13 protein-coding genes are annotated in these 19069 nt (G+C 33.1%); 3 read left to right on the top strand and 10 right to left on the bottom strand.

The annotated features are described in order from the left end of the window. Positions 1 to 35 precede the first annotated feature (35 nt). From PW52_RS10275 to PW52_RS10250, 6 genes are all read right to left on the bottom strand, one after another. The gene (locus PW52_RS10275; RefSeq protein WP_044632856.1) at positions 36 to 1721 is read right to left on the bottom strand and encodes a RagB/SusD family nutrient uptake outer membrane protein; all 1686 of its coding nucleotides are present in this window, start codon (positions 1719 to 1721) and stop codon (positions 36 to 38) included. An 11-nt stretch (positions 1722 to 1732) separates the two neighbouring features. Then, positions 1733 to 4930, bottom strand: a complete 3198-nt coding sequence (locus PW52_RS10270) for a SusC/RagA family TonB-linked outer membrane protein (protein ID WP_044632855.1) — start codon at positions 4928 to 4930, stop codon at positions 1733 to 1735. 205 nt (positions 4931 to 5135) lie between these two features. Further along, positions 5136 to 6542, bottom strand: coding sequence for a purine-cytosine permease family protein (locus tag PW52_RS10265; RefSeq protein WP_044632854.1), 1407 nt, complete (start codon positions 6540 to 6542; stop codon positions 5136 to 5138). A gap of 33 nt (positions 6543 to 6575) precedes the next feature. Next, on the bottom strand, positions 6576 to 7946 hold the full coding sequence (locus PW52_RS10260) for an FGGY-family carbohydrate kinase (protein WP_044632853.1): 1371 nt from the start codon (positions 7944 to 7946) through the stop codon (positions 6576 to 6578). A gap of 8 nt (positions 7947 to 7954) precedes the next feature. Beyond that, a complete protein-coding gene (locus PW52_RS10255; protein WP_044632852.1) occupies positions 7955 to 9235 on the bottom strand; it encodes a sugar isomerase in 1281 nt (426 codons plus the stop codon). Between the two features lie 131 nt (positions 9236 to 9366). Then, on the bottom strand, positions 9367 to 11463 hold the full coding sequence (locus tag PW52_RS10250; protein ID WP_044632851.1) for a bifunctional rhamnulose-1-phosphate aldolase/short-chain dehydrogenase: 2097 nt from the start codon (positions 11461 to 11463) through the stop codon (positions 9367 to 9369). Positions 11464 to 11615: 152 nt separating this feature from the next. On the opposite strand from PW52_RS10250, the gene PW52_RS10245 reads away from it, so the two are divergent. Next, complete coding sequence (locus PW52_RS10245; RefSeq protein WP_044632850.1) at positions 11616 to 12656, top strand: GntR family transcriptional regulator; 1041 nt, start codon at positions 11616 to 11618, stop codon at positions 12654 to 12656. A 1-nt stretch (position 12657) separates the two neighbouring features. Here the strand turns inward: PW52_RS10245 and PW52_RS10240 are convergent, their stop codons facing one another. From PW52_RS10240 to PW52_RS10225, 4 genes are all read right to left on the bottom strand, one after another. After that, positions 12658 to 13260, bottom strand: coding sequence for a hypothetical protein (locus tag PW52_RS10240; protein WP_044632849.1), 603 nt, complete (start codon positions 13258 to 13260; stop codon positions 12658 to 12660). After that, complete coding sequence (locus PW52_RS10235; protein WP_044632848.1) at positions 13245 to 14912, bottom strand: coiled-coil domain-containing protein; 1668 nt, start codon at positions 14910 to 14912, stop codon at positions 13245 to 13247. Before PW52_RS10235 ends, PW52_RS10240 begins: the two co-directional genes overlap by 16 nt. A 157-nt stretch (positions 14913 to 15069) precedes the next feature. Beyond that, positions 15070 to 15453, bottom strand: a complete 384-nt coding sequence (locus PW52_RS10230) for an Rv0909 family putative TA system antitoxin (protein ID WP_044632847.1) — start codon at positions 15451 to 15453, stop codon at positions 15070 to 15072. 60 nt (positions 15454 to 15513) lie between these two features. Beyond that, entirely contained in the window at positions 15514 to 16749 is a 1236-nt protein-coding gene (locus PW52_RS10225; protein WP_044632846.1) for a 3-deoxy-D-manno-octulosonic acid transferase, read from the bottom strand. Positions 16750 to 16900: 151 nt separating this feature from the next. On the opposite strand from PW52_RS10225, the gene PW52_RS10220 reads away from it, so the two are divergent. Both PW52_RS10220 and galE read left to right on the top strand, forming a co-directional pair. Continuing rightward, entirely contained in the window at positions 16901 to 18031 is a 1131-nt protein-coding gene (locus PW52_RS10220) for a DegT/DnrJ/EryC1/StrS family aminotransferase (RefSeq protein ID WP_044632845.1), read from the top strand. Further along, complete coding sequence (gene galE, locus PW52_RS10215) at positions 18024 to 19046, top strand: UDP-glucose 4-epimerase GalE (RefSeq protein ID WP_044632844.1); 1023 nt, start codon at positions 18024 to 18026, stop codon at positions 19044 to 19046. Before PW52_RS10220 ends, galE begins: the two co-directional genes overlap by 8 nt. Positions 19047 to 19069: the final 23 nt, after the last annotated feature.

Genomic DNA, 19069 nt, shown 5'->3' with positions numbered 1-19069 from the left:
TTGTTTCGGCCCTTTGTGGTTATAAATTTAATTATTTAGCGGTTTTCCCAACCTGGGTTTTGTTCCCAAACAACATCTTTATTTCTGTCTATAACCGTTTGAGGAATAGGGAAAGTGTTAAAATCGAAAGTTAAACTATTTCTTTGATAGTCGTATCTTGCATATTCTCTAATACGATCAGAAGCAATAGTTCCACCCATGCGTAATAGGGTATTCCATCTACTTTCTTCTCCAAAAAGTTCTCTAGCTCTTTCATCTAATATAAAGTCTAAATCTACCATAGCGGCAGTAGCTAGTATGTTGCATTGAGCTCTTTCTCTAATTATATTAATATCATCAGCAGCGCCTTGATTATCACCTTTTCTTAATTTAGCTTCAGCTCTTAATAAAATGGTTTCGGGGAGTCTAATAACATAATCATCTCTCCAGATATTTTGACGTCTTTCTCCATCATCTAAACCTTCAAATTGATCGGTAGTAAACTTTTCGTATATCGGGAAATAAGCGCCATCTGCTAGCCCAATATTGGCAGCATCCAGTTCTTCTTGAGGTACGATTTCACCAACAAGCGATCCATTTTCGTAACTTGGATCATTGTAATACACGGTGCGTCTAATATTGCTTTCGTCTCCTCTTATATCGCCATCAGAAATGCTGGCTTCCCATATTATGGTTTCTGTTAGTTCTGTTGGTCTTAAAAAGGCTACGCCACGACCTCCAGTGTATTCGTCTTCTCCAATAACTCCGGGAATAGCTCGCCATACTGGGCTTAAATAATAGGGTAATGCTAATCTTGCGCCTTCATCACCTGCTAAATATGCTTGGTAATCGAATTGATAGTTCCATATGCTTTCGGTATTACCATCGGCATAATTTTGATTGTTTAAACGGAATAAATCCCACCAGACGTTTTTACCTGGTTCTGAAGCTCTAGAACCAAAGCGAGTAGTCATTAAAGAGTAAATGCCACCATCAATTACATCGGATGCATAATTAATAGCTTGATCGTAGGCTGCATCACTGTTGGTTTCAATACCTAATCCTAAATAAAATTCGCTTAAAAAATGTTGAGCTGCACCTTTTACAACTCTGCCAGGTTCATTTGTGGTTTCTGGTAAATCATCAAGTATAGATTCTAAATCGTCTATTGCAAATTGGTAAATTTCAAATCTTTCAGATTGTTCGTAATCAAATCTTACAGTTGTTGTTGGTTCATCTACTATGGCAACTCTGCCAAAAAGTTCGGCTGCTTGCCCATGTGCTTTGGCTCTAAAAAATTTGGCTTGGGCAATTACATAACTTCTTACGTCTTCAGATTCAAACTGAATATCATCTCGTTCTGCTAAGGAAATGGCTAAGTTGGCTCTTGAAATCATTTGATACAAATCGGTATAAATATTATATAATCGACCTGCATTTGGGGTGATTGTAGAGTTGTAATCGCTAAAATTTGTATTTTCTCTAAATGTTGGCACGGTAAAAACATCGGTACCTTGACCATACATTACACGACCTTGATTATTATCTATATACCCATGAAGTGCCCTGTCTTGTTGATACATTGTAAGCACTAATTGTTCTACTTGCACTCCAGATGTGAAGACATTATCTACTGTTAAAAAAGTTTCTGGATCTTGAGTTAAAAATTCTTCATCGTCGCAGCTAAGATTTAAAAGTATAACTGCTATAATTGCTATTTTATATATTAAATATTTTTTCATAATGTTTTTTATTAGAAGCTAACGTTTAAACCAATAGTATAAGCTGTCATTACAGGTAAAGTGCCACTTTGCGCAGATACGCCTCGTTCTGGGTCGCCACCACCAAACCAATTTGTAATTACAAGCGGGTTGTCGGCATTTGCATATAAATCTAAGGATCCTATTCCTATATTTAATTTCTTTAAAAAGTCTGAATCGAAACTGTATTTTAGGTTTACATTTTGCAGACGAACAAACCCTCGTGATTGTAAACCAAGGTATCTTGAGTCGTTAAAATCAGGACTTAAGTTTGTAGTGCTTTGGTTTTCTGGTGTCCACCAAGCGCCATTATCAATATCGTTGTAATCAAACCTGTTTTGTAAAGAATTTTGTCTAGGGTTAGAGCCTAAATAATACCCATTACCACCAAATGTTCCAGTAAATAGAAAGTATAAACTTAAATTTTTATAATTTAGGGTGTTGGCTAAAGACATTCTAAAATTGGGCGTTGTGAATCCTAAAATTTTCCGGTCTCCATCTGCAGTAATTCCCGGTACACCATCTAAATCTCTATACATGGCATCTCCTGGTTCGGCTCCTGTATCGGCAATGTATTGCGCATCACTTTCTTGAACTACACCAATATATTCGTAACCATAAATGGCTCCAAGAGATTCGCCTATAAATAAACTATTTGAGATATCATCATCTTCAATACCATCGCCATCAATATCATCGCCATATAATTCGGCTATTTTATTGCTGTTTTTCCAATAGGCTAAATTGGAAGTCCATGTAAAGTTATCTGTTTTAAAATTAGTAGTTCCTAGAGAAATTTCAACCCCTTGGTTATCAATTTGACCTAAACTTGCTAATATTGAAGTAAACCCACTTGTACTGGGAATATTTCTATTAAAAATCTGGTCTCTTGTTTTAGAAAAATAAACATCGGCATTTAAATTAATTCTGCTATCAAGCCAACTTGTATGAATCCCGAAGTTTAAAGACGTTGTAGATTCCCAACCTAATTCGGTGTTTCCTAAGCTTGTTTGTTCTATACCAAATTCACTAACAGAAGGGTTGTCTCCAAAAGCATATTCAATATCTCCTGGTTGGCCAGTAATAACACCCGAAAGTGTTTCATAAGGATCTAAACCTTGGTTGCCATTTGTGCCATACGAGGCATTTATTTTTAAATAGTTTAATATTTTATTTGGTTTTAAAAAGTTCTCTTCAGTTATTGTCCAGGCACCGCCTACAGACCAAAATGTGCCAAACCTATTATCTTCACCAAATACAGATGCGCCATCACGTCTTACCGAAGCAGTAATATTGTATTTATTGTCGAATCCATAAGCTATTCTTCCTAAGTAACCCACATTAGATCTCTCTGTAATATCGTAAGAATTATTTTGTATTTCGGCAAATGTAAGACCGTTTACGCCTAAACTTGTATTACCTAAGGATGCAAAATTATTACCAGATAAGGTAGATACATCAGTTTTTCTGTAATCACGTGTGGCTACTAAAGTTAAATCTATATTATGCTGGTTGAAACTTTTATTGTAGTTAATAATATTATCAATTACATAATTATAATCTTTATAACGTGAGTTAGACCCGTTAGCTTGCGAAAGGTTGGCTTGAATTGCTTCCTGTGTGTACCTATTAAAATAGGGTTCTCCTTCTGTTGGAAGTCCTATATAATAACTTTCATAGTAAAAACTATCTAAGCTTCTGTATTGCGAACTAATGGAATAGTTTACGGTGTATTTCAACCCTTCAATCCATGGTATTTTAACCGTTGCATTTGCTGCTAACCTAAAATAATTTCTTTTGTCAAATAAATCGCGTGTTCCGTCCGTTCCCCATAATGGGCTTTGCACATTGTTTGCGGTAGGATATCTTTCTAAAGCGGTAGATGTATTAGAGGCTGTATTGAATGGTTGTCCATCATATCGATAAGGATATCCAATTGGTGCCATAACCATAGCCTGTCCAAGATTTGCGGTTACTCCAGAAAAATCACTGTTGGTATAAGAACCATCTATACCAACTTCTAACCAATTGGTAACATCGGCTTGAAGTCTTGATCTTAAGGATATTCTATTAAAATCATCGCCTAAAATAACACCTTGTTGTTCTTCATAACCACCGGAAAAGAAATAATTAAAATTATCTGACCTTCCTGACACCGAAACATTATGTTTTTGAATGGTACCTGTACGAGATACAAGATCGATCCAATCGGTATCGACACCTTCATCTTGTAAAACGTTTCTGTATTCTTCTTCCCAAACAATGTCGTTTACCGAAGCAGCTCCAACTTGGGTAGCATATTTTTCTAAATAACTGTCTCTTGATAAAAGGTTAGGTTTATTTTGCCAAACATTAACACCAGTATTTGAAGATAATTTAATAACCGGCTTAGATGTCTTTCCTTTTTTAGTATTTATTAAAATAACACCGTTACCTGCGCGAGAACCATAAACTACGGCTGCAGATGCATCTTTTAAAATATCAATAGAGGCAATATCGTTTGGGTTTATGTCATTTACGCTTCCCAGAAAAACAATTCCATCTAGGACGATTAAAGGGTCGTTATTTCCATTTATTGAGTTTTGCCCCCTAATTATAATACTTGGAGTTTGCCCTACTTGGTTTTGAGTTCCAATATTAATACCAGGAGTTGCTCCTCTAACTGATTGTAAAATACTGGTGTTAGACGATAATGCAACTGGAGAATCTTCTAGTGTAACTCGTTCTACTGCACCAGTAATATCTTTTCGTTTTGCAGTTCCGTAACCTACAACAATTACTTCGTCCAGACTTTGGGCGTCGGCAGCTAAAATAATACTGAGATTCGTTTGATTGTTAACCGTAATCTCTTGTGTTACATAGCCTACGTATGAAATAATTAATGTAGGGTTTTCGCTAGTAACTTCGATTGAAAAGTTTCCGTCAAAATCTGAATAGGCACCATTAATGGTTCCTTTTTCTAAAATACTTGCACCAGGTAATGGAATATTGTTACTGTCTGTTATTATTCCAGATACAATTAAATTTTGAATGGAATAGGGATCTTTATTTGCTATAGAAACTTCGTCGCTATAAGCTCTTGTAGTACTAAAACACGTACTTAAAACGAGAATTAGACTAAATAATTTAAAATGCACATTTTTTGAAGAATAATTTAAAATGCGCATTTTTTGAAATAATTTTTTTTTCATAAAAATGAGTTTAGTTGTTAATTTTGAGTAGGTTGGATTTGGTGCTAATAAAAATAAAATTTACTTTTTTTTAAAGCATCCTGCTCAATCCTGCATATTTATGATGTTATCTCATTTTTGTTGATATTTTAAGTGTTACGAGTTGTAAGGCGTCTTAAAATTTAAACTGATAATTTTTTTAAAACGAAGTAATAGCTTCATCTGTTTATTTATGGAAATAATAGCTAAATATTAAATAAAGCACTCCGCAAAACAACCACGCAGGGAGCGTAAGGAAAGATAAAAATATATTGAATTGAACAGATAAAAAATAAAATATACCGAAACTAAGTGCCCAAGCATATAGTACTGATTTATTAAAATTTAATCCTTTTATTTCGGCGTAATTTTCAATAATTCTGTATTTTTTTGCAAAGAAATGCTCGAAAACAATTATGGCTCCAATTGGAGCTAAAATAAAGCCATATAAAGCAACGAAGCTAAGAAGTTTCATTGCAAATGCGGGAAAAATACCGGCAATTGTGGCTACTAAACCTGCTAAAAATGTAACTTTTGATGTTGTGAGTTTAGGAAACACAGCTTGAAAAGCTAAACCAGCTCTGTAAATTGTAGGGTTTGCCGTAGTCCATCCTGCTAATACAACCACCAAAATTCCAAAAACACCAATAGCGTTATATGCTAAAGGACCAGGAGCAACAGGAGGTGCTTCACCTTGATTTAAAATAGCTAATGCCTCAGGAGATTTAAGGTACACGGCGTATAATAAGGCCGCCGAAATCCACGCCATAAAATGGCCAATATACATTCCCGCAGCTGTGGTCCAGCCTGCCGAAGACTTTTTTGCAAACCTAAAAACAGATAAATCAGACATGCCAATATGCATGGCGGCATTAGCAAACCAAGACCAAATTACAACATGCCAAAACGTATATTTAATTTGCCCTGGAAAAGGCTCCGTACCTTCCCCCCAAATATTATAAAAATCGGTAAAACTTTTTACATTTAATTGTTTTAAAGCTACTATTCCACATAAAATAAATCCTGTAACAATTAATGGTGCCATCCAATTAGCTGCCTTTGTAACAGTATTATAGCCTCTTGCTGCAATTATGGAAATAACAATGCCTATAAATATTACTATACCAATCCAAGTAAGTCCATTTGGCATAGTGTCGGTTAATTTGGGCATTGGCATATTAAATGGAATTCCAACGGCAGTTGCTGAAACTGTTATCATGGAGCCTGCTAAAAAACAAAATAAAATACCGTTTGCCAGATTGTATACAATAACAAGTTTTTTGCCGCAAATTTTTTCAAGTTGATAATATAGGGTTAATCTATATTTTATTGCTATTTCTGCAGTTAAAAACCGCCAGCTAAGTACTGCCAAAAAATTGCCCAAAAGTAAGCCAACAATTAAATCAAAGGCGCTTACACCGGCAGTAAGAAATAAAGGGCCAATTAAAAATTCGGTGCCAGCAGCGTGTTCTCCTGCGTATATTCCTAAAAAACTAGTCCAACTTTTTAATTTTGCTTTGGGTACTGGAGTTCGTTCAAACTCACCGCTATAACTTGTATTTACATTTGTAGTTTTGCTATTTTTTAGGTTCATGAATAATTAAGTTTTAGTTTAGTTTGGTCTGTTTTATGATATAATAAAGGGGACGTGTTTTTTTAGTGAATAATTCTTTTTTAAAAACTTAGAATTTAGTTTTTTGTCTGAAATTGAAATAGCAGCTCCTAGAGCAGAACCTAATGACGCATCAGTAGTTCGTAATTTTGTATTTCTAAAAAAATGAGATAATAAGTTTATGTATAAATCGTTGTCGCTAAATCCGCCATCTACATATAAATCTTTTATTTCGTCGTTACCAATAACGTCTTTTATACTTTTTATTTGAAGCAAAACTAATTCAAGCATGAGTTGGTGGTAGGCTTCATCAAAACTTGTATTAGGTATCGTAGTTTTTTTTGGCATTTTACTTTCTGTTAAGCTTTCCCATTTAAACATGTGTTTGAAATTCTTGTTTATCTTAGTGAAGATTTCGTAATTAAATTTTACTTGACGATGATAGTTTTCTGGAACTCCAAAGTGCTTATGTAATTTGTTAATTTGAATTTTATATTCGTTCCCTAAAAATAGACGAGTTGCTTTTACAGGTTTTCCATTAATTCGCATATAATTTATAAAATCTTTTTCTTGATTGTTTTCTATTATAGGCTGATTTGTAAAAGGGTTTAGTGTGATGCTCCAGGTGCCTGTTGAAATTAATACAAACTTTTTTTTAATGCTTCGAACGTAGGGTAGTAAAGCAGATGAACTGTCATGAATTCCAACTCCTATTTTAATTCTTTTACCATTATAGTTCATGTTTATACTTGTTTCTGTAGAAACTATGGTTGGTAAAATAGTGTTGATGTTTTCTTTGTATACCCAATCATGATAATCTTTTTTGGTATAATCCCATAATGCCGTATGGCAACCAATACTGGTGTATTCACTAAGAGGAATTCCAGTAAATACATAACTTAAATACTGTGGGAAGTGTAAGGTGTGTTTTATTTTTTTAAATACCGTGGGTTTACTTTGTTTTAACCAATAAAGTTGTAATCCAGAGTTTAAAAGGTTTAAATTAAAACATCCTGTTGTTTTTAAAAAATCTTCTTTAGGGCCATATTTTTTTATAAAAGAATTTACAATTGTTTCGTCTATTGGTTTAGTGTAATTGTATAATGGAGTTAAAACCTCCCCGTTTTTATCTAAGTGAACTAAGCTTGCACCGTAGGTTGAAAAGTTTATAGCTTTTACATTAAAATCCTTTGATTTTAATATTTTTTCAAAAACAGTTTTTAACCAATTTAAAAGTTGAGCAAGGTTTTCGGTTGGATGTCCATCTTCATCTTTTATTTCATCAAATTGTATATATTCCTTATAAACCTGCTTATAATTCTCATCAAACAGAAAAAATTTTTTGTTTGTTTTTCCAATATCGAAAATAGCTGTTACTTCAATCATGAAAATTATTATAAACCGGTTGCTATAGAGTTTTTACCTCTTTCTTTAATTAATTCATTTCTAACCTTTAAAGCCCTATATGTTTCAATTGGGTTTATAGCTCTGTCAAGATTTATTCTAGCTTTAGCGACTAACGATCTTACATCGGTTCGGTAAGCGTCTTGTAAAATTTCTTGACATTTAACAATATCGTTGTTTAGTTGTGCGTTTTTTAATTCGGTTTGATTTATTAGTAAAGCTTTAGCGTAGGCTTCTTGAATAGCTTCTAAAGATTGAAGTAAATCTTCTAAAGGGTCTTTTAAATTATGGCTAGCATCAATCATCCAAGCTAAATCGGGGTTTTGGGTATTGTTTTTCATACCGTAAACTAACTCGTTAAATATTAAAAATAGAGTGTAAGGTTTAATACTTCCAACGGTTAAATCGTCATCACCGTATTTGCTGTCGTTAAAATGAAAACCTCCAAGTTTACCTTTGTACATTAAGGTAGATACAATTTGTTCAATATTACAATTTGGTAGGTGATGCCCAAGATCTACTAGCGAATATGCCTTATCTCCGCATGCATTGGCGAGCATAAACGAAGTGCCCCAATCTTGAATTACGGTACTGTAAAAATTAGGCTCAAAGGGTTTGTATTCAATTAACATTGTCCAGTTCTTAGGTAAATTACTATAAATTTCTTTTAAACTATTTTCGGTGTTAATTAGGGCAGTCTGGAAGTTGTTTTGTCCAGGAAAGCTAGAGCCATCGGCCAACCAAACTGTTAAACTTTTCGAACCTAACTTTTCGCCAATATTTATAACATCTATGTTGTGTTGAATGGCTTGTTGCCTAATATCTTTTGAATTATTGCTTAAAGACCCAAATTTATAACTGTGCTTTGCGTTTTTTTGGTCTTGAAAGGTGTTTGAGTTTACAGCGTCGAAAGTAATATTTAAGCTGTTGGCTAATGCTTTAATGCCGTTGTAATCTTCCGGGATATCCCAGGGTATGTGTAGTGAAACCGCTCCAGCAGTATGGGTTAATGCGTTTAAAACCCCAATGTCTTCAATTTTTTGTTCGAGATTTGTTGGTTCACCAAAAAAAGAAAATCTTCCAAATCGTGTTCCCCCAGCACCTAAGGCCCAACTTGGAATAGCTACCTTAAGGTTTTGTAGTTTTTTAATTACTGCATTTACATCGATACCTTTTTTGTCGAGGATGTTTGCAGTGAAATTAAAATGTTCTTCAATAGAATTTAATGATTTTGTATTCTGATCTTGTATTTGACTCTTATTTAGTTTCATGTGGTGGTAATAATTTAGAAGGTGTAAATTGAAATTTACGTTGTAGTTTTAATAAATAAAAAACTTCCATTTTAAATTTGAATTTGCCATGGAAGTTTTTTGCTAAAAAAACTAATTGACAACTAAGTTTATTATCTAACAAAAGCATTGGCCATTCCTCCGTCGATATTTATTATGTTTCCTGTTGACTTGTTTAAAATAGCTACAAGTGTAAAAACCCCATTAGCTATATCTTGCGGTGTAATTATTTCATTAAGTAAGTTTCGCTTTGCATAAAAGGCAGGTAGTTCTTCAATGGTTATGTTATTGGCTTTTGCGCGACCTTCTGCCCAAGCTCCTTGCCAAATTTTACTTCCAATTATAACGCCATCTGGGTTTACCGTGTTTACTCTAACTTTTTCTTTTGCCATTTCGCTGGCTAATAATCTAACCATATGTTGTTGGGCAGCTTTGGCTGTGCCATATGCTACATTATTAGGGCCAGCTACTAAGCCGTTTTTACTAGCTATTGAAATAAAATCTCCTCCTAAACCTTGTTTTTTATTAATACATGAAAATTTCTTAGCTAAGTTGAACTGGCCTTTTACTAAAATATTTTGTAAGATATCCCAGTCTTTTTCCGTTGTATCATTTAATGGTTTAGATATTGCTAATCCGGCACTATGTACAATAATATCGATGCCTCCAAAACTTAAACATGCTTTTTTGTAAGCACTGGCAATAGAGTTTGGGTTTGTTACATCGCAAACGGCATATGTAGAAGTGTCGTTTGGATAAGTGTTATTTGCGGCTATGAGGCTTTCTTCATTAATATCGGTTAGTACCACATTGGCTCCTTCGGCTGCTAATTTATCGGCAATTGCTTTCCCAATACCACCACCAGCACCTGTAATTAGTGCAACTTTTCTGGAAAGTGGTTTTTCTTTAGGCATGCGCTGTAATTTAGCTTCTTCTAACAGCCAATATTCTATGTTAAATGCTTCTTGTCGAGGTAAAGATGTGTATTCGGTTATTGCCTCTGCACCTCTCATTACGTTTATGGCATTTACGTAAAATTCGTTTGCAACTCGTGCTGTTTGTTTGTTTTTTGCAAAACTAAACATACCAACACCAGGATAAATTATTATCACCGGATTTGGGTCACGCATAGCCGGACTACTATCGTTTTTACAAGTATAATAGTAGTTTGTGTATTCTTTTCTGTATTGGTTAAACTCAGGTTTTAATTTTTCTAATAAAGCTTCAGTATTTGTTAAGTCTTCTTCCTTGCTTAATTTTAATACTAAAGGTTGAATTTTTGTTCGAAGGAAATGATCTGGACAAGATGTTCCCATTGGAGCAAGTCTTTGTAGGTCGTTACTATTTATAAATTCTAATACCGTTTCGCTATCCGAAAAATGTCCAATCATTCGTTGTTCAGATGAACATAAACCTCTAAGAATAGGCATTATTTGAGCGGCTTTTTCTAAACGCTGGTCTTTTGGAAGACTATCAGTTTTTTTACCAGAAAAAATGGAACCTTTTTTGTTTATTTTTTGTTCTATAAATTCTGAGGCTTTTTCTATTACGTCTAGGCTATTTATATAACTTTCGTAAGATGTGTTTCCCCAAGTAAATACACCATGATTGCCTAAAACAATTCCCCTAATTCCGGGATTTTCGTTTAAACATTTTTCTAATTGCAAACCAAGGTCGAAACCTGGTCTTTGCCAAGGCACCCAACCCATTGTATCTCCCCAAATTTCTTTAGTTACTTTTTCACTGTCTTTGGCAGCAGCAACTGCAATTAAGGCATCTGGATGTAAATGATCGATGTGTGCAAATGGCAGTAAACCATGTAAAGGTGTGTCTATAGAAGGCGCTTTACTATTTAAATCGAATATACAATGATTAAAAAGGCTTACCATGCGATCTTCGTCATTTATACCTTGGTAAACTTTTTTTAAATCGCGCAATCTTTTAGTGTATAACCCAGCAATACCGCTTCGTGTTAAGGTGCCAATATCCCCGCCAGAACCTTTTATCCACATAATTTCAACATCTTCATTTGTTAAAGGGTCTTTTTCTATGGTTTTACAACTGGTGTTTCCTCCTCCATAGTTTGTAATTCTCAAGTCTGCACCTAAAATGTTTGAACGATAAAGAAATAAGGCAATTTGGTCGTCTCCTAAGGACTTAGCTTTTTTTTCATCCCACAAATAATTAACATGCTTATATTTTTTAATCATATTTTCGTTGATATGTGTTTTAAACAATTATGACGATAGCCAATTTAAGTTAAGATTATCACAATTCAATCCTGCACTATGCTGGTTTTTATTATTATTGATAACTTTTCTTTAAAGTTATATACTATATAAAAATAAATTAGTCTTGTTTTATGGAAATTTTTAATCTAATTGAAATTAATAGTGACTCCCGAATTCCAAAGTATCAGCAAATAGTAGATTCTATTATCTCTAATATTTCAAATGGAAAGTTAAAGATAGATGAGAAAATACCATCAATAAATATGTTTAGTGAGGAGTTTTATCTTTCTAGAGATACTGTAGAAAAAGCCTATAATATATTAAAAGAAAGAAAAATTATTACGTCAATTAGAGGTAAAGGGTTTTATATAGCTAGAACTCAATTAATTTCTAAATTAAATATATTGTTTCTAATTAATAAATTAAGTACTTATAAAATGAAAATTTATAATTCGTTTATTGATAGTATTGGGAGTGGTTCGCATACAGAGTTGCAAATTTATCATTGCGATGAGACCTTGTTTTTAAATTTGCTTGAAAAAAATTATAAAGCTTACGATTATTTTATAATTATGCCTCATTTTAAGACGGAAAACTTAAAACATGTAAGCTTTACGCCGTTAACTGAAAAAGCAATAAAACAGATTCCTAAAGAAAATTTACTTTTACTAGACAACGATAAAATCGACATAGAGTTAGATATAGTATACCAAGATTTTGAAAATGATATTTATTTTGCTTTAACAGAAGGTCTTTCTAAAATAAAAAAATACAAAAAATTATTTTTAACATATCCTCGTAAATCGATGTATCCTTACCCTGGTAGAATTTTACATGGTTTTAGGAAGTTTTGCGTAGAAAATAATCTCGATTTTGAAATTATTGACGAAGTTTACGACGATATGATTTTAAAAAAACACGATTTATTTATAACTATAGAAGAATTAGATTTAGTTAATTTAATAAATCGAATTCGTGAATATAAATTTGAACTAGGTAAAGATATTGGTGTTATTTCCTATAACGATACACCGCTAAAAGAATTATTAGGAATTACTTGTATATCTACAGATTTTAAATTGATGGGAGAAACAGCAGCGGATGTAGTTTTAAATATAAGAAGCGGAAAAATTAAAAACCCGTTTAATTTTATAGATAGAAAATCGGTTTAATTTATTCATAAATTGGTGTAATTTCCTGCTTCTGTTGTTGCCTATAAAGTTCAATCGCTCTTTTTAACTTTATTCCACCTGTCTCTGTTTGGTTGTACATGAAGTTTTTTAAATTAGGGTCATGAGTCTCAATCCAGTTAAAAAAATTCGATTTATTAGTTTCCCAAACATCCTCATTAAAATTTAAATAGGTGGTTTCAATTGAAACTATTTTGTTGTTTTTAAAGTGAAAAACTTCGTTTGTAATAAAAGGTTCTCCCATAAAAAAGTTAATGCGTTCATCGGTTTTTGAAACTTTTACTTTTACAAAATCGGCTTCTGCTTCAATTTTTAAAATAGTATACGACGGATTGAAAACAGAATCCCATTTTAACCAATTATTTAAATAATCTGGTTTTGAATAAGCTACTTTATAATTGTACGCAGGAATAACTGTTGTTAAACTATCTGAAATTAAATCTGAAATTTGTGCTTTGTTAGATAAATTAAGCCCTTGTATATAACGTTTAGCATGAGCTAAATTAATGCCGTTTTCGGTCGAGTTCTTACAGCTTATAAAGCCAAAAACAGAAATGAACGAAATAGTAATTAGTATTCGATGCATTTTAGCTTTTCAATAAAGAAGTCTTTATAATTAATATCGGTTATTAGAACAGCGCCTTTCGATGCTTTTAAATTAATCGATTTAATAGGAGATTGCTTTAAAAGGTTTAAATACGATTCTGGTAAATTGGCCTTTAAACTAAATAAATTACAGTCTAAACTTCCAGAATGATAAAAGGTTAAACCTTGTCCGTTTTCTAGAATAACGCGAACGCTCGATCGTCTACTCGGAACGTAATCTACACAGCCTAAATTTTCGGAGAAATTAAAATGAATTTTGGTAGTGCTTCCTTCACGTAAAAGCTCAATGTTAAGTTGCTCGCTTATAAAGTATTTTTCTGTAATTATTAATTGTTGATGGTTAAAACTATCGTATTCATTTATGTAATAATGGCACGTGTTTCGGTAGGCTTGGTCTTGACTCATTGTTTCGGTAGACCGGGCTTTGGTTATTGAGTCTGCAATACGCTGCTTTTCTATGGTTTCTAAACGCTGTTTTTCGGCAGCTTCTGCAATTAGTTGTTTGCGTTTTTCTATTTGTTTAGCTCTATCTATAGCATCATCCTGCGCGTTGGCTTTCGCTTTTGCAATAGAATCTTGAATACGCTTTTGTTTAAGTTGCTCAAGTTTTAGTTTTTCTGCTTTAGCTATTTCTGCTTGCGCTTTAGCAATAGAGTCTTGCTGACGTTGGTATTTTAAGTTTTCTAAGCGGATTTTTTCCAGACGCGCTTCTTCAGCTTTCGCTTTTGTAATAGAATCTTGAATTCGTTTTTGTTTAAGTTGCTCAAGCTTTAGTTTTTCGGCTTTCGCTATTTCTGCTTTCACTTTAGCAATAGAGTCTTGCTGACGTTGGTATTTTAAGTTTTCTAAACGGATTTTTTCCAGGCGCGCTTCTTCAGCTTTCGCTTTAGCAATAGAATCTTGAATACGTTTTTGTTTAAGTTGCTCCAGTTTAAGTTTTTCAGCTTTAGCTATTTCTGCTTTCACTTTAGCAATAGAGTCTTGCTGACGCTGATGCTTTAAGTTTTCTAAACGGATTTTTGCTAGACGAATCTCTTCAGTTTTCAATTTAGAAATAGAATCTTGAATACGTTTTTGTTTAAGTTGCTCAAGTTTAAGTTTTTCGGCTTTAGCTATTTCTGCTTGCACTTTAGCAATAGAGTCTTGCTGACGTTGGTGCTTTAAGTTTTCTAAACGTATTTTTGCCAAACGAATTTCTTCAGCTTTAATTTTCGCAACAGAATCTTGAGTTTTTTGATGTTTTAGGTTTGCCAATCGTAACTGTTCCGATTTTAAAGCGTCACTTTGTTTTCGTTTTTCTTCAACTTGGTTAGTAGAATCTTGTTTTAGTTGTGCTATAATTTCTAAATCTTTTGCACTTTTTCCGCGAGATTTTATGGCTTTTAGTTTTTGCGTTTCTTCATAATTGAAATATAAATCCATCATGGCTTCATTAACTAAAAGAAACCTATCGCGAACATAACCTTCAACTCCTTTAAATTTAACTTTATATGTGTATTTTCCAACGAAACTAGTAACAATACATTTATCAAATTCTTCAAACTGTATTAAGGCAGTTGTATTGTTGGCATTTTTATAAATAGTGCCACTATCTATAAATTCAGTTACAATCTCATTTTTTTGAGCGGACATCGAAAAAACAGTCGAAATGAATAAAATGAAAAAGAAATTTATTTTATAGGGGGTATACATCGTTTCCTTAATCAATTGGGATTCTAGGGCTTAAATTTAATAAAAAAAACCGCTTTTTAGCGGTTTTTAAAGTTTATTGATAAAAGTAAGCTAACTTTTATTGTTCTTTTAAATCGTTAACTTTTTTTTCTACAGCATCACCTGCTTTTTTTAACGACTCTTTTGAAGATTCAACTGCATTATCTACAGATTCTCCAGCTTTATTAGCTGCATCTTTTGCAGAATCTACAGCGCTTTCAATAGCATCTCCAGTTTTTTCAGCAGCACCTTCGGCAGCATCAACAGCATCGTCAATTGCTTTGTCAGCACTATCTACTGCGTTATCTACGGCATCACCAGCTTTTTCTAAAGCGTTTTCGGTTGCATCGGCAGCGTTTTCTAAAGCTTCTTCAGCAGAATCGGCATTTTTTGTGTCTCTACATGATGTAAAGGTTAAGCTTAAAGCTAAAATAAAAACTGAACTTAAAATTAATTTTTTCATTGGTTTATATTATTTGTTAATGAATTTGTAATGATATTTAATATTATTTAGGTTTTGTTTTTATATACGAAGATAGTTGACTATCTGGATTACGGCGCCTCTATTTTCTTTAATATATTGTAAATTTTTTCGGCCAGATTGTAATCGAAATGTTTCGTTTTTAATAAGCTTGTTTAAGCTATTGTTAAATTCGGTTTGGTTAGAAATTGAAAACATGCCGCCGTGCGAAATCATAGAAGCCGCCTCAGGAAATTTTGAATGGTTATTGCCTATAATTATTGGTATCCCAAATACTGCTGGTTCCAAAGTGTTGTGTAACCCAGTGTTTCCTAAAGCACCACCAACGTAAGCAATATTTGCATAATTGTAAATTTTGGATAAAATACCAATCGTATCTACAATAAAGACTTTGGCTTCTTTTAGGTTGTTATTTGATTTTTCTGAATATAAAACAGTTTTACAATGTAAACTTGATTTTAAATTAAGAATTTCACCGGTTTTAATATTGTGTGGTGCAATTATATATTTTACGTCTAAATCGTTATGGGTGTTTATGAAATTAGATAAAAAGCGTTCGCCTTCGGGCCATGTGCTACCAGCTACAACACAAAGTTTAGTGTCTTTAAAATCTTGAATAAAAGGAAGGTTGTTGTCTAACTTTAATTGGCTTGAAACTCTATCGAAGCGCGTGTCTCCAGATACAGAAACATTTTTGTAATTTATACTTTCTAGTAGTTTTTTGCTGCTTTCGTTTTGAGTGAAAATGTATTCGAAAGCAAATAGTGCCTTTTTAAAGAAGTGTCCATAAAACTTAAAATAACTTTGATTTTTTCTAAAAGCGGCCGAAATTAAAATGGCTCGTAATCCACGATTTTTAAGTTCAGTCAAAATGTTTGGCCAAATATCATATTTAACAAAAACTGTAAGTTCGGGCTTTACAATATTTAAAAAGGTAACTGCATTTTTTTTACTGTCTAAAGGAAGATATACTACAACGTCGGCAATAGGTGAATTTTTACGAATATCGTAACCCGAAGGCGAAAAAAAACTGAGTACAATGATATGGTTTTTATAATGTGCTCTAAGTGCTTTAAATACCGGTAATCCTTGTTCGTATTCGCCCAAAGAAGCACAATGAAACCATAATGTTTTATCGGTTTTTTCTATGTTTTGTTTTAAAATTGAAAAGGTTTCTTTTCGGCCTAAAACTCCTTTTTTTATTTTTTCATTAAAAGGAGCAATACCTTTTAAAACCAATCCAGAGGCTTGTATCGTGATATTATATAAAAAACTCAAACTTTAATTTTATGCTAAAATACATTTCTTTTGAATTAAAATTAGTGATAACAAAGTCGAATTTTGTAATTTCGTAACCAACAACGCTAGGTAAAGCAATGTAAATAAGTAGGTCTTATTAACTTATACAGAAGACTTTAATAATTTTTAGATGAAGAAAATACAAATGGTAGACCTTAAGGGTCAATACAACGATATAAAAACTACTGTTAACGCTTCGATTGAAGAAGTTCTAGAAAACACAGCATATATTAACGGACCAAAGGTTCATGAATTTCAAAAGCATTTACAAGAATATTTAGGTGTAAAACACGTTATTCCTTGCGCTAACGGTACCGATGCTTTACAAATTGCAATGATGAGTTTGGGTTTAAAACCAGGCGATGAGGTAATCACTGCTGATTTTACCTTTGCCGCAACCGTTGAGGTAATTGCTCTTTTACAATTAACACCAGTTTTAGTTGATGTAAACCCGGATGATTTTAATATAAACATCGACGCTATAAAAAAAGCCGTCACTCCTAAAACAAAAGCTATTGTTCCTGTGCATTTATTTGGGCAATGTGCTAATATGGATGCCATCATGGAGATTGCTAAAGAACACAGCCTGTATGTTATTGAAGATAATGCTCAGGCTATTGGTGCGAGTTATAAAAGTAATAACGGACAAATATTTAAGGCAGGAACCATAGGAGATGTTGGTGCTACATCATTTTTTCCATCAAAAAATTTAGGTTGTTATGGTGATGGTGGAGCTATTTTTACAAACAATGATGATTTAGCGCATACCATTCGTGGTATTGTAAATCATGGTATGTATGAGCGCTATCATCATGATGTTGTAGGTGTTAATTCTAGGTTAGATAGTATTCAAGCTGCAGTTTTAGACGCTAAATTACCAAAATTAGATGCATATAATAAAGCCAGACAAGGTGCTGCTGAAAAATACGACGAGGCTTTAAAAAATATAGACGCTGTCATTCTTCCATTCCGAAACGAACACGGTCATGTTTTCCATCAGTATACTTTAAGAATTAAATCGGGTAATCGCGATGCTTTAGTAAAGCATTTAAACGAAAAAGGAATTCCTTGTGGAGTGTATTATCCTATTCCGTTGCATAAACAAAAAGCTTATGCCGATGAAAAAAGATATAATGAAGACGATTTTATAGTAACCAATCAACTCGTGCAAGAAGTTATTTCTTTGCCAATGCATACCGAGTTAGATGATGAACAAATTGCATACATAACATCAACCATAATAAATTTTTTAAATGAGTAAAATTTTAGTCACTGGCGGATTAGGCTTCATTGGGTCTCATACCGTTGTAGAATTGCAAAACGAAGGCTTCGAAGTTGTAATTATAGATGATTTATCTAATTCTTCTGAAAAAGTTTTAGATGGTATTAATGCAATTACTGGAAAAACACCAGTTTTTGAAAAATTAGATTTAAAGGAAAAATCTGCCGTTGAATCATTCTTTAAAAAACATAGCGACTTAAAAGGCGTAATACATTTTGCAGCTAATAAAGCTGTAGGGGAAAGTGTAAAAGAACCATTAATGTATTATGAAAATAATGTAGGATCTTTAGTTTATATTTTAAAAGAATTAAAGAAATTACCAGAGGCTAATTTTATTTTTAGTTCGTCTTGTACGGTTTATGGACAGGCCGATAAATTACCAATTACAGAAGATGCAGCTGTAAAGTTAGCTGAGTCTCCATATGGAAATACAAAGCAAATTGGTGAAGAAATAATTCAAGACACATGTAATGCTATACCTAGTATAAAAGCTATTGCATTACGATATTTTAATCCAATTGGAGCGCACGAATCGGCTAATATAGGAGAGTTGCCTTTGGGTGTGCCTCAAAATTTAGTGCCATTTATAACGCAAACAGCAATTGGTTTAAGAGAACAACTGTCGGTTTTTGGAGACGATTACCCAACGCCAGATGGAACTTGTATTCGTGACTATATTCACGTAGTAGATTTGGCAAAGGCGCATGTAGTAGCATTACAGAGGTTATTAAAAGGTAAAAATAAAAAACAATACGAAACCTTTAATCTTGGTACTGGTACAGGAAGTTCTGTTTTAGAAGTTATAAAATCTTTTGAGAAAGTTTCGGGAGAAAAATTAAACTATAAATTAGTAGATAGAAGGGCTGGAGATGTTATTTCTGCCTATGCCGATACTCAAAAAGCTAAAAATGAATTAGGCTGGGAAACCAAACTAAGTTTAGATGATGCCATGGCTTCGGCTTGGAAATGGGAAAAAAAGGTAAGAGGAAAATAGTGATACATTCAACATTTATATAA

The organism is Neotamlana sedimentorum (assembly GCF_000943565.1).
Taxonomy (GTDB): Bacteria; Bacteroidota; Bacteroidia; order Flavobacteriales; family Flavobacteriaceae; genus Neotamlana; species Neotamlana sedimentorum.
Note: the sequence above shows the minus strand (reverse complement) of the source record. Positions and strands in the feature narration are given on the sequence as shown.

Bases quoted from the DNA above. Each gene is read 5' to 3' on its own strand.
- PW52_RS10275 (WP_044632856.1), bottom strand. From the start codon at position 1,721: ATGAAAAAATATTTAATATATAAAATAGCAATTATAGCAGTTATACTT.
- galE (WP_044632844.1), top strand. From the start codon at position 18,024: ATGAGTAAAATTTTAGTCACTGGCGGATTAGGCTTCATTGGGTCTCAT.
- PW52_RS10235 (WP_044632848.1), bottom strand. From the start codon at position 14,912: ATGTCCGCTCAAAAAAATGAGATTGTAACTGAATTTATAGATAGTGGC.
- PW52_RS10245 (WP_044632850.1), top strand. From the start codon at position 11,616: ATGGAAATTTTTAATCTAATTGAAATTAATAGTGACTCCCGAATTCCA.
- PW52_RS10255 (WP_044632852.1), bottom strand. From the start codon at position 9,235: ATGAAACTAAATAAGAGTCAAATACAAGATCAGAATACAAAATCATTA.
- PW52_RS10270 (WP_044632855.1), bottom strand. From the start codon at position 4,930: ATGAAAAAAAAATTATTTCAAAAAATGCGCATTTTAAATTATTCTTCA.
- PW52_RS10230 (WP_044632847.1), bottom strand. From the start codon at position 15,453: ATGAAAAAATTAATTTTAAGTTCAGTTTTTATTTTAGCTTTAAGCTTA.
- PW52_RS10265 (WP_044632854.1), bottom strand. From the start codon at position 6,542: ATGAACCTAAAAAATAGCAAAACTACAAATGTAAATACAAGTTATAGC.
- PW52_RS10260 (WP_044632853.1), bottom strand. From the start codon at position 7,946: ATGATTGAAGTAACAGCTATTTTCGATATTGGAAAAACAAACAAAAAA.
- PW52_RS10240 (WP_044632849.1), bottom strand. From the start codon at position 13,260: ATGCATCGAATACTAATTACTATTTCGTTCATTTCTGTTTTTGGCTTT.
- PW52_RS10220 (WP_044632845.1), top strand. From the start codon at position 16,901: ATGAAGAAAATACAAATGGTAGACCTTAAGGGTCAATACAACGATATA.
- PW52_RS10250 (WP_044632851.1), bottom strand. From the start codon at position 11,463: ATGATTAAAAAATATAAGCATGTTAATTATTTGTGGGATGAAAAAAAA.